Genomic DNA, 12,030 nt, shown 5'->3' on the forward strand with positions numbered 1-12,030 from the left:
TATATCAATTAGCTGAAAATGATGGGACGCCGTATGACGGGAAACTGTCACGTACGGTGTTAGGTGGGGGAAAAGGTGGAGATGATATCAAAGCTTTACCTATCACGCACATAGAAGTGAATGGCCAAAATTGCTCCCAGGGTTTAAGAAAAATAAGGATCAATTGGAAGTGTGGACTTTAGGACAAAGTGAACGTGATAAAGGATGTTTAGACCCATTCCGTGTTAGTGCAACAAAAGAAGATGCGATGAGTTTATCGTTGGAAGTTTTAACATATTTAACAGGTGTAACGCTAGAGAATTCAAAATATGACTTCCTATGGACAGCAATTCAACGAGTGGCAAAGAAAGAAGAGCCTTGTTTATCTTTAGTAAAAGATGAATTGTTTGAAATGAAACAAGATGGTGAATTGATCCAAGAAGAGTTGGCATTATTAACAGAATTAGTAACACGTTTAAATACAATTGAAAATTCGCCACTTGCAAATCTATTGTTTGGTAAGCCTGGCCAGGATTACAGAGCCTTAGATTTAGAAAGGGCTTTACAAGTTTTACAAATTCAACATTTATCATTACCACCATTAGAGCAAACTGTATTGAGTATTACTGATAAATTATCAGAAAGTGTTCTTACAGCTTTAACAGCATTCGGTAAATCCCTTATGCTTTCAACAGATCGTAAGAAATTTAAAGTTTATATTCAAGATGAAGCTAAAAACGTTATGCGAAATCGTGAAGGGGCAAAACTTTCGGATGAAATTATTCGTAAAGGGCGTTATCACAATACAGGATTATATCTTGGTACACAAAATGCGAGCGATTTTAATTCAGCGAATAAGGAGATTGCCAACGTTGGAATGAAATTCTCCTATTGCTTGAAAAATGATGCTGAAGCAAAAGAAATGTTAGGATATTATAATTTGCCAGTAACAGACGCTAATATAAGAATGTTGCAGAATTTAAAAAGGGGTCATTGCTTGTTCCAAGACATCTATGGACGTACGGCAGTTATTAAAGTTGATCCTGTTTTCAAAGAATTAGCAGAGGCATTTGATTCTTCAACGAAAACAGCGGAAGAACGTGAACAGGAACTCGCGGGCGCTTAATATAAGGCGAAATAGGAGTGAAGGAATCGTGAAATATAAAAGAACATTGGGCTATTTAGTAGGAGCTATTGTGGCTGGAGGGTTAATTGTAACAACCCTTACAGCCTGTCAATCTACTAAAAGTGAAGTGATAGATAATCAGAAATCGATTAATATAAAAGCGGCTGATAAAGCAGCCTTGGAATATATGAAAGCTTATATTGAATTAGATAATAAAAAAATGAATGAATTGCATATAAATGAATACGAATTTTTGAAGGAATACAATGTAACATATCCAGGGGCAAGTGATAAATTGAACGGGCGATATGAGCTGTTTAGGTATGATCTAGAAGAAGGTTCAAATGAATTTTATTACAAGGCTCGTTATTATCATCCAGGTACAGGTGGGAAGAGTAGTGTGGAATTAAAAATGATAAAAGATAAAAAAGATGGAAAATGGAAGAATTACGGTTGGGCTTGGGGAGATACTCACAATTTAGAGTCCATTGTAGGAGATAAGAAGCCAATACAAGTCCATAAGTGGGAGGGGGAACGAGAATGAAAAAGCTCTTCCCTCTTTTTATGGCCATTTTTATTTTATTTGTCGGTACTGTGCCGAATGTAGCCTTTGCAGAGGACGAACCAAAAGCGTCAGAGGCCAATACAATTTCAGGTAACTTGTTTGATAAATCTAAGCAAGAAGATTTTGAGAATGTTCATTATGAGATAGATACCGCACCGCATAAAGACGATGAAAAAGGCTTTTTCTCAAAGGCTTGGGGCTATATGTTTGGTGATGATTCTGTAGGGAAAGATATACAGCGGAAAATTAATGGAGTCGGTCAATGGATAGTTTCATTAATGTTTCAGTTTGGAGTTTGGTTGACAAAAATATTGTTATTTATAGTAGAACAATCCTTCAGCCTAGATATTATCGATGTCGTTGCAGATAAATTAGGGAAAGCAATGCAAAATATAGCGGGAATAGGAAGTAAACCGGAATTTGAAAGTGAAGGTTTATTCCCATCGATTATTAAAATGACATGTATTTTATCTGTTATATATTTTATTTATTTGTTTTTTGTAAAAAGACAAATGACAAAGGGGATAAGTGAATTATTTAAGGTAGTGTGTGTTATTGCAGGTATATTGCTTTACATCGCAAATGCACCAGCGATTCTGAAAGGGATGAATACAATTAGTTCTGAAATTAGTCTTCAAGTTTTAAGTAAGACAACCGGAACAATCCATGGGAATCCAGGGCAAACAAAAAGTCGGGCTATAGCGAATGTGAAAGCACAAATGTGGGAATTGATGGTAGAGCGTCCTTATTTGTACTTACAATATGGTCAAGATTCACTAGATACTATTGGTGTAGAGAGGGTAAATAAATTAATCAATACACCACCTGGGGAAGATAGGGTTAAGTTAGTAACAGAAGATGTTAAAGAACATAAGAATTTTATGATGACAAATGAGTCGGTAGGGGAGCGATTGATATTTACCTTTATGTACTACATTGTAAATACTTTTGCAGGAGCTCCAACAGCGGTTATATGCTTGCTGATAGTAGCGTGCCAATTGTTGTTTATGGTAATGAGTATTATTGGTCCAATAGCGATGGCTTTTGCATTATTACCGAAAAATAGGCGCGTTTTAATTAGTTGGGCTGAACAATGGCTTAAACCGTTAGCCGCAAAAATTTTCTTGTCACTTATTGTAATTATTCTATTTTCAATTGCTGGGCTGTTATATGAACTTCCGGAAGCGGGAACATCTGGCTATTTAATGACGATGATCCTTCAGATTCTGGTATTTGTCCTTTGTTATATCTTTAGAGATAACATAAAAGCGGCATTCCGTAAATCGAAGGTTGCGTATAATTCATTTACGGATTTAGAGTATATGGCAGGCAAAACAAAGGATGGATTTAATCGAACAATGGATGGCATTAATGCAGGTGTAGGAAGAGCAAAAGATATGTTTGGAGATTCTGATCCAAATTATATGGGGGATGATCCTTCTGAACATACAGCTGATGAAAGCGGAACAAAACAAGCTACCCTAGATGAAGAGAAAGTTTCGGGAGAAAGTGAAGAAGAAAAAACAAAATATGCAAGTATTGGTGAAGAAGACGAACAAACAGAACAACATCAAGACGAAGAAAAGCAAGTCGAGGAAGAACAAGAAAGAGCCACAATTGATGAAGATGAGGATGAAGTGGTTGTAAATGCAGAGCAAGAAGAGACAGAAGAGTATCAAGAAGATCAAGAAGAAGTCAATCCAGAAAACCTTGCATCGTTAGAAGGAGTTGAAGAAGAAAATCCGGAGTTATCTGAAGTAGAAGATGCGGAGCAGCCTGAACAGGATGATTCTTCTCAATACGAAAATCAAGAAGGAGAAGATAACAACGAAGAACTTTCAAAAATTAATGAGGAAAGAGAAGGTACAGAAAAAAGCGATTCAGAATTGCAGGATGTAGAAGCTCAAGAACAAGGTGAGCAGGATGATCCATCTGATTATGAAACTGAAAACCAAGAAGGAAACAATGAAGAATTGGCAACGGTGAATGGAAATGATGAAGAAGAAAATCCGGAGTTGTCCGATGTAGAAGATATAGATCAGCCTGAGCAGGACGATCCTTCTCAATACGAAAACCAAGAAGGGGAAGATAATAACGAAGAACTTTCAGAAATTAGAGAGGAAGGAGAAGGGGCAAACCAAAATGATTCAGAATTGCAGGATGTAGAAGCTCCAGAGCAAGGTGAGCAGGATGATCCATCTAATTATGAAACAGAAAATCAAGAAGAAAATAATGAAGAATTGGCAACAATGAATGGGAATGATGGCGAAGAAGAAAATCCGGAATTGTCCGATGTAGAAGATATAAAGCAGCCTGAGCAAGATGATCCTTCCGATTACGAAACAGAACAAGATGGAGGGAACGGTGAAGTTTTAGTAACGACTGAAGAAACTGAAGTGGATTCAGCACAAAATAATGAACCGTTATCAGATGTAGAAACACCAGAACAAGTAGAACAAGATGATTCCTCTAATTACGAAGCTGGATATGAAGAAGGAAATGCAATGGAGTTAGCGACAACAGAAGAAAGTACTACAGACTCGCAAAAAGAGAATATGGAAGTGTCAGATGTAGAAACACCAGAACAGGTAGAACAAGATGATTCCTCTAATTACGAAGCTGGACATGGAGAAGGAAACGCAATGGAGTTAGCGACGACAGAAGAAAGTACTACAGACTCGCAAAAAGAGAATATGGAAGTATCAGATATAGAAACACCAGGACACCAGGAGCAAGATAACGTTTCGGAATATGAAACTGAAAATGGTGAAGGAGCCTTAAATCAAATTGCCAGTGTTGGACAGCTGAACTCTTCAGAAGGAACTTCAAATTCAACTGGAAAATCAGGTGATATTGTACCATCATTGGATGAAAAACAAGGGGTAGTTAATCCATCTGGTATAGATCAGGAAAGTGGGAGTGAAAATGAATTTGTATTAAATGAAACGAATGGAAAGGAATTGACTTCAACAAAAGGGTTGGAGGCAAAAAGTTCGACGAAAACGGAAGGTTTTAATTTAGAGGGAAGTCCAATTGGAAATGGTTCGACAAAAGTATCGTCAGTTGGTGAATTTAATATAGCGGAGCCTGGTGGAATGGGTATAAATAATGAATCGATGAATGTTAATGATATCCAAGGTGCATCCGTCGAATCTTCGGGAGACTTGACGATGACAAGCCCGGATTCGCTAGAATCTTCCGGTTCGATTCCTGGACAAACTATGAATGGAAGTAGTTTAGGAGAACAAGGGATAAAAGGTCAAACTATGAATGGAAGTAGTTTAGGAGAACAAGGGATAAAAGGTCAAACTATGAATGGAAGTAGTTTAGGAGAACAAGGGATAAAAGGTCAAACTATGAATGGAAATAGTTTAGGAGAACAAGAGGTAAAAGGTCAATCTTTTGAAGGGAGCCAAGTCTTGCAAAGACAAGGGGCTTCGCAAGAGATTAGGGGAGCGGTGGAAGCGAAGCCGTCAGAACATGTAGAGTCTTCGCAAGCCGATAAAATAAATAGAACAAATGAAACAACACATATAGAATCCGCACAAGCAGAAGTAGCAGCATCGCAAGAAATTATGATAGATGCGACACAACAAAAGGTAGAGTTAGAAACCTTAGCTGAAGAAAATGAAATAAAAATAGAAACAGAAACAATATAAAAATATGTATTTAGTTACAATGCCTCGCTAGTTTATAGCGGGGCATTTTTTGTAAGGGAGGTACATGAAGCGTGGATTTAGAGCACGAGGATATAGAGGAGAAAGAAGCCAAAAAGAAAGCGAAAATAAGTAAAGTCCGTAAACTATGGATGGTTAGTGGTTGTTTGTTTAGTAGTGTTTCTCTAATTGTAATTTTCTTTGTTTTAATAGGGATCGTCTTATTTATGCTTTTAGGTGATGAAAAAAAAGAACCAGTAAGTGGTGGGGGCGGATTAATAGGTAATACAGTTTGCCGCCCAGGGGATAAACAATTGACCGCAGCGGATTTAGACCCACACTTGAAGGGTGTGTTTGCATCTAAGGGGCAAGCTTTTATTGATGCAGGTACACAAAATAATATTGATCCAGTCTTATTAACCGCTATAGCGATGCTAGAAACAGGTAATGGTACAAGTAATGCTGTGAAAAAATATAACAATCCAGGTGGATTAATGAACCCCGCAAGTACTAACATGACAGGCTTTATTCAGTTTGCGACATTAGAAGAAGGTATAAACGGCATGGCTCGTAACTTATACAAAAATTATATCGGAATGGGAATTACAACAATTGAAGCAATTGGTGCTAAGTATGCACCGCCGGGCGCGGCAAATGATCCGCACGGTACAAATGGTTTATGGCCAGCTTTAGTTACAAAGTTTGCTCAGCAGTTAGGCGGGCTTACATTTAACTGTACACCAGCAGATAGCGGAGGTGTTGGGAATGTGGGTGATCCTAGCTCGTATGGATTTGTTTTACCGATTCCAGGAAGTCCACTTGTTACCAGCCCATATGGTCCACGTTGGGGAACCATTCATAAGGGGACTGATTATGCATGTACGCGAGGACAGACAGCAATTGGCGCGGCAAAAGCTGGTCGAGTTGGTTTTGCACAATTTGGAGCCAGTGGTAGTGGTTTTGGTGGATACGGAAATGCGGTAGTCTTAGAGCATGAAGGTGGTTTGTGGACGTTGTATGGCCATATGGACGCACTTTCGGTGCAACAAGGACAAATGGTTCAAGCAGGTCAACAACTGGGTATTTGCGGGGCTACAGGGCAAGTGACAGGACCTCATTTACACTTTGAAATCAAAACATCATTTAAATACGGACAGCTTGATCCAGCACCGTATATGCCGAAATAAGGAGGAAATCAAATGAAACAAATATTACAAATTGGCGCAATTATCGCGTTGAGTATTACAAGTTTGACGCTATGGAGTAGTAATTCTGATCTAAAGGGTGAGGCTAAACAACAGAAGACAAAACTTACAGCTAAAATAAATGAATTGAAGAATGAAAATAGAGAATTAGAAGAGCGTTTGCAAGTTTTAAAAGAAAATACGCAAGAAAAAGGTCAGGTAGTGGCCAAAAATTTTGTAGAAACTTTAATGACTTATGACAGTAATGATAAGGAGAAAAAAGGGCTTGAAGCATTACGGAAATTAGTTAAGGGAGAAGCGGAAAATAAATTGTTTAATGCTGGTGAGGATTCACATAAGCAAATTGATGATGCAGCCATTCATTACATGACAAAAGCGAATGTAAAAGATATGTACTATACACGTTCAGCTGAAGACAAAGCAGATGTTACTGTCAATTATGAATACGTAATTTCAATTGAGGGAGAGAAGAAAAAAGAGAATCATAGCATGAAATTAAGCTTGGTACTAGAAAATGAAAATTGGTTTGTAGAAAACTATGATTTCAAAATAGAGAATGGAACAGAAGGGCCGTAAAAGTACGGAATTAGGAAAGGGTTTTAAAATGAAAAAATTTAATTTGGCATATAAAGAGGTTCGAGTATTTGAAGTAACTGTTGAAGCGGGAACGGTTGAAGAGGCAATAAAAAAGTTTAATAAAATGTCCCATCAAGATAGGGAAAGAGTGAATCGAAACATTACAGTTCAGGAAAGAGAGCAGGAAAATGCAAGCTTTAAATAATAATTATAAAGTTTTGCTTTGTATCATAATAGGTATTGCTTTTAATGTATGGGCTTATGAAAGACCCTTAATTGAAGCGATATTTGCTCTAGCATACTTAATGCTTTTTCTATTTATATTATTTGCAACATGTTATTTCATGTTGTGGAGTAAGGTTAGGAAAATGAGATCAGAGCATTGAATAATTGAGTGGGTTTTATATAAGGGCTTTAAGAGAATATATCCAAAATATGAAGGAGGAAGAGGAAATGAATGAAAATATGACAAGTAACTTTTTAGAGGTTGAGGAAAAATTAATGAGTCAAAGTAGGAAATGGGGCATGGATACGGAATTAATACGGAAACAAGCAATTGAGGCAAACAATGAAATAATTAAAGAACTAGAAGAATATGAGACTTCAAATAAACAAGTTGCTTTAGAACTGACAGTAAGAATTATTGATTTAAAGCAACAAAATGAAATGCTTAAAGAGCCAATGGAGCCAGTTGATCACGAAGTACAAGAGTGTTGGGAAAGTTTCTGGAGGAAAATCCTTGTAAAAAATGGCCAGTTAGATATTGGCCAAGTAAAAAAAGAATTGTTTGATTATAAATATGTAAGGGACCAAGCTAGTTTGGTATATTCAGAGCTATCCGGATTAAGCAAGGTGTTTTATCCAGCGCAGAGCGTGATTAGCAGAGCGAGAGAACAGCAGAAAGAGTTAGAAGTAGAAATGTATCTAGATGATATAAGGGCGATGGCTGATAAATCAGGGAAGGTCAATTTAAGTGATCTAGAAAAATATTTTAATAAGTAAATTGAATAAAGGATGGAATAAGTATGCCAATGAGAATATTTAAGGGGTCACACGACCGAAAAAAGAAAATTGTACGTTAAGGGATATTTTTACATATTATTAAGAAATAAAAACACAGAGAAAATGATTCTCCCTGTGTTTTTATTTCTGCTTTATTCTATTTTTTCGTAGTGGCCGTAAGTTTTCAAAATTCACTTTTTGATTTAAATTCCAAATATAATCTCCTGTAAGTGCGATATGTTCCCAGCCTAATGGAGAGATGTGCTGAATATATTCCTCTGGAATATGAATACCATTATTCCGCAACGTTTCAATTGCACGAGAGATATAGATAGAATTCCAGGTTACAATCGCAGAAATAATGAGTTGAAGTCCACTTGCACGATGTAATTGATCTTCATAGGATCGGTCGCGAATTTCTCCTAATTGATTAAAAAATATGGCTCTAGCCAAAGAATTTTTACTTTCGCCTTTATTTAATTCAACCTGAACTTTTCTTCTGTGTTCAGGATCTTGTATCCATTTTAACATATATAAACTTCGTTCTATCCGGCCGACTTCACGAAGTGCGATAGATAAGCTATTTTGTCTAGGGTAAGATGATAATTTTTTTAAAATCAGGGAAGCTGTAACTGTTCCTTGTCGTATAGAGCTAACTAAACGTAATATTTCATCCCAATTTTCACGTATTTTCTTTACCTGAATTGTTCCGCCAACCATGAAATTAACATGATCATATATTGTTGGCGCAGATAATGTATATATTTTACGATTATCAATCGTTTTAATTCTTGGTGAAAAGCGAAATCCTAACATATGGCACATTCCAAATATATGATCAACAAAACCAGCGGCATCTGTATAATGTTCTTCAATTTGCAAATCTGTTTCATGATATAGTAATCCATCAATAATATGTGGTGCCTCTTCTGTGGAACTAATAACTTGGACATAAAATGGATGATATTGATCTGATATATGTGTATAAAAACTTACTCCTGGGTCATGACCATACTTACCATTTACTTGTGCTAGGGGACTGGAAGTCCCACCGGCACGAAAAAATTGTCCATCTGAAGATGAAGTAGTGCCCTCTCCCCAATATGAAGAAAAGGGTTGTTTATGATGAAAGTTTGCAATATCTCCAAGTGCTTTCGTATAGATTTCATCTCTTATGTACCAATCCGCTATCCAAGCTAGCTGAGAATATGAGATATTTGGACAAGCATCAGCCATTTTACTTAATCCTAAATTAATTCCATCTGATAAGATAGCCGCAAATAAAATCGATTTTTCTTTTGGAGCCTTTTGAGTGTGAAGATGAACAAAGTGTTTACTAAACTGTGTCCAAGTATCTACTTCTACTAATAAATCTGTTAATTTAATACGCGGCAATAAGTCATACACAAGTCGAGTAATTTCTTCTACATCTTCTGGAACCATCTTTTTTAGAGAAGCAACTTGTATTTTACCTCCATATATCGTTACACCTGGCAAATCTTGATTTGCAATTAAACAATTGACTTTTGAAAGTTCTATATCTAATTGTTCAAAGCGTTTGTTTAAATATTTCTCTACATCCTCTGTAAATTCCAGGGGAATTTGTTGGGTTTGCTTCATGTGCTGCCAAGTATGGGGTGGTAAAAGATACTCTTCAAAATCTTTATATTGCTTGCTGCCTTTTACCCACATATCACCAGAACGAAGGGTATTCACTAACTCTGAAAACACACTAAATTCATAGTAATGTCGATTTATTTTATCGTCTTGGTACACATATTTCATCCATTTAGACTTTATAAAATCGGTCGGTACATTATCAGGTATTTTTCGTTTTCCAGATTGATTGGCTTCTTTTAATAGTTCTAATGCTTGTAATACAGTTTGGCTGGTTGAAGAAGCTTTAAACACGTATCTATTGAGTAAACGCGGAGCCATTTTACGAAAATGTCCATAATGATTATCCAGCAAATCTAGATAATCAAATTCTATTGGTCTAGCTAAGCTTTCAGCCTCATGCACAGAGTGAATAAATTTCTCCCAAGATATAATAGATTGTACAGCTTCGAAAGGATCTGTTTCTAATTCTTTTGCTTCAATTAATGCTTTTCCTATTTCGACATAAAGTCTAACTTTTTCATTTATTGATTTCCCATCTTTTTGAAATAGTTTATTATGTTTATTTTCTCCACGGTTAAACATTCGTCCCATTAGTTTTGCAAACATATCTAAACCTTGATCAGTTAAAAAAGCATAGATATGGATAAGGAATGCCATGATCGTTGCATATCGTTTCCTCTCATTAAACCTAGATAAATGTTGTATAGAATAACGAGAGCCCTCACGGGCCATTTGTATTAATTTATTCTGATGAATTTCTTTCCCATTATCTAAAGGTAAATCTAAACTTTGAATAAACTCTAATCGATCTAAAATTTCATGGAAATTTTTAAGCGCTATAACACCCGGTGGTTGACGTAACCAGGATAAAAGTGAACTTTTGTTCTCTTCACGATTATAAAGTAATGTATCTAGTTGTTCGTATTGATAAGAAGAAAGTCCTTTAGTTAAATATTTAAAAATTCTTTTCCTAGCACGTTCTCTTACAGACCAGGCTAAATGTTCTATAGCGTAAACTGCTGGAAGGATAATTTTCCGTTTTCCCATTTCCTGAATAAGAGCTTCTACCAGTAAATACCCGTTTTCTATTTTCATTGCTAGAGGGAGAAGCCACCGTGCTAATTCACGGTATTCTCTCAGAGTAAAAGTACGTAAATTGTAAAGATTCCGTATTTTATTTACATGCTCTCGCCGTGTGGTATCTCGAGTACGTGCGTAATTTTGTATCTCCCAAGAAGCTACATCTATTTGTTTTGCAAGAAAGCTCACGAGAAATTGTGGAATATTTTCTTTAGCTGATAAAGGCCTACCTGGAAAACGGAGATAAGAAATTTGAATAGCAAATCCCAATCGGTTGTGATCACCACGTTGTTGATTAACAATTCGCAACTCTTCATCAGATAAGGTGTAATATCGAATTAATTCACGTTCATCCATCTGACTCGGAATTTCATAAAAAAATGTTCTTTGTGCATCTGTAAGAAGTTCTCTTGTTTTCAATATTTAATTCCTTTCTTCTGAAAAAACAGTTATTATCAGTAGAGTATACCCTATTGATAATAATTTGTCTCCTTGATAATAAAGGGTTTACAGACTATCAATAGCACCTATCAAAATTAAAGATGAAAAAGGTGAAAAAATGATATATGGATATGCTCGTGTCAGTGCACAAGATCAAAATTTAGATACACAAATAGAACAACTTTTAAAATATGGGGTTGATAAAATTGTAAAAGAAAAAATCAGTGGTGTAAGTCAAGAAAAAATAGAATTAGATGATTTACTTTCGCAATTAATAAAAGGAGATACACTTGTTGTAACAAGAATGGATCGATTAGGACGGAATACAATTCAATTACTACAATTTGTTGAACATCTTCGTGAAAAAGGCGTACACTTTGCGGTTTTAAATTTAGGAATTGATACAAGAACTCCAACAGGAAAATTCTTTTTAACAGTTATGTCAGCCTTTAGTGAATTAGATCGAGAAATGATTAAAGAAAAACAAATTGCTGGAATTAAACTTGCAAAACAAAAAGGAGTGTATCGGGGAAGAATAAAAAAATATACGGAACAACATGCAGGGATGAACCATGCAATTGAATTGCGCCAAAAAACAAAGAAAACAATGAAAGAAATTTGCGCCATCACAGGTGTTAGTCAAGCTGCTTTATATCGGAAATTAGGAGAATTAAAAAAAGATGAAAAGACGAATCTTTAATATAGAAAGATTCGTCTTTTTTGTGTGAAAATATTCCTTAACGTATAATTTTCTTGTTTGGGTCGTGTCGGACCTAATAT

Annotated in this window: 9 protein-coding genes and 1 pseudogene; 9 read left to right on the forward strand and 1 reads right to left on the reverse strand. The window is 35.9% G+C overall.

Annotated elements, in window-relative coordinates; all coding sequences use genetic code 11:
* The 8 genes and pseudogenes from ACS2CR_RS26340 to ACS2CR_RS26375 all read left to right on the forward strand — a co-directional run.
* Positions 1-182: hypothetical protein (locus ACS2CR_RS26340; protein ID WP_438906086.1), on the forward strand; the 182-nt coding region annotated here is incomplete at its 5' end.
* Positions 113-1,105: pseudogene (locus ACS2CR_RS26345) on the forward strand (ATP-binding protein); the annotation flags it as partial. The gene ACS2CR_RS26340 and the pseudogene ACS2CR_RS26345, both read left to right, overlap by 70 nt.
* A gap of 28 nt (positions 1,106-1,133) precedes the next feature.
* Complete coding sequence (locus tag ACS2CR_RS26350; protein ID WP_042595250.1) at positions 1,134-1,649, forward strand: hypothetical protein; 516 nt, start codon at positions 1,134-1,136, stop codon at positions 1,647-1,649.
* A complete protein-coding gene (locus ACS2CR_RS26355) occupies positions 1,646-5,329 on the forward strand; it encodes a CD3337/EF1877 family mobilome membrane protein (protein ID WP_438906087.1) in 3,684 nt (1,227 codons plus the stop codon). The genes ACS2CR_RS26350 and ACS2CR_RS26355 overlap by 4 nt, the downstream gene beginning before the upstream one ends.
* Positions 5,330-5,400: 71 nt before the next feature.
* Positions 5,401-6,513, forward strand: a complete 1,113-nt coding sequence (locus tag ACS2CR_RS26360) for a peptidoglycan DD-metalloendopeptidase family protein (protein WP_438906088.1) — start codon at positions 5,401-5,403, stop codon at positions 6,511-6,513.
* A 12-nt stretch (positions 6,514-6,525) separates the two neighbouring features.
* On the forward strand, positions 6,526-7,107 hold the full coding sequence (locus tag ACS2CR_RS26365; RefSeq protein WP_000809636.1) for a hypothetical protein: 582 nt from the start codon (positions 6,526-6,528) through the stop codon (positions 7,105-7,107).
* 28 nt (positions 7,108-7,135) lie between these two features.
* Positions 7,136-7,312: a hypothetical protein gene (locus ACS2CR_RS26370; RefSeq protein WP_325853214.1), complete on the forward strand. Its 177-nt coding sequence runs from the start codon at positions 7,136-7,138 to the stop codon at positions 7,310-7,312.
* A gap of 248 nt (positions 7,313-7,560) precedes the next feature.
* On the forward strand, positions 7,561-8,109 hold the full coding sequence (locus tag ACS2CR_RS26375; protein WP_153603040.1) for a hypothetical protein: 549 nt from the start codon (positions 7,561-7,563) through the stop codon (positions 8,107-8,109).
* A gap of 141 nt (positions 8,110-8,250) precedes the next feature.
* On the opposite strand, the gene ACS2CR_RS26380 is transcribed toward ACS2CR_RS26375, so the two are convergent.
* Positions 8,251-11,229, reverse strand: a complete 2,979-nt coding sequence (locus tag ACS2CR_RS26380) for a Tn3 family transposase (RefSeq protein ID WP_438906089.1) — start codon at positions 11,227-11,229, stop codon at positions 8,251-8,253.
* Between the two features lie 139 nt (positions 11,230-11,368).
* Here ACS2CR_RS26380 and ACS2CR_RS26385 point away from each other — a divergent pair, with 139 nt between their 5' ends.
* Positions 11,369-11,950, forward strand: coding sequence for a recombinase family protein (locus ACS2CR_RS26385; protein WP_438906090.1), 582 nt, complete (start codon positions 11,369-11,371; stop codon positions 11,948-11,950).
* Positions 11,951-12,030: the final 80 nt, after the last annotated feature.

The organism is Bacillus cereus group sp. BceL291, from assembly GCF_051776705.1.
GTDB lineage: Bacteria > Bacillota > Bacilli > Bacillales > Bacillaceae_G > Bacillus_A > Bacillus_A cereus.

What these genes read in the sequence shown, in the direction of transcription:
- ACS2CR_RS26355 (WP_438906087.1), top strand. Translation starts at nt 1,646, where the DNA reads ATGAAAAAGCTCTTCCCTCTTTTTATGGCCATTTTTATTTTATTTGTC.
- ACS2CR_RS26365 (WP_000809636.1), top strand. Translation starts at nt 6,526, where the DNA reads ATGAAACAAATATTACAAATTGGCGCAATTATCGCGTTGAGTATTACA.
- ACS2CR_RS26370 (WP_325853214.1), top strand. Translation starts at nt 7,136, where the DNA reads ATGAAAAAATTTAATTTGGCATATAAAGAGGTTCGAGTATTTGAAGTA.
- ACS2CR_RS26375 (WP_153603040.1), top strand. Translation starts at nt 7,561, where the DNA reads ATGAATGAAAATATGACAAGTAACTTTTTAGAGGTTGAGGAAAAATTA.
- ACS2CR_RS26385 (WP_438906090.1), top strand. Translation starts at nt 11,369, where the DNA reads ATGATATATGGATATGCTCGTGTCAGTGCACAAGATCAAAATTTAGAT.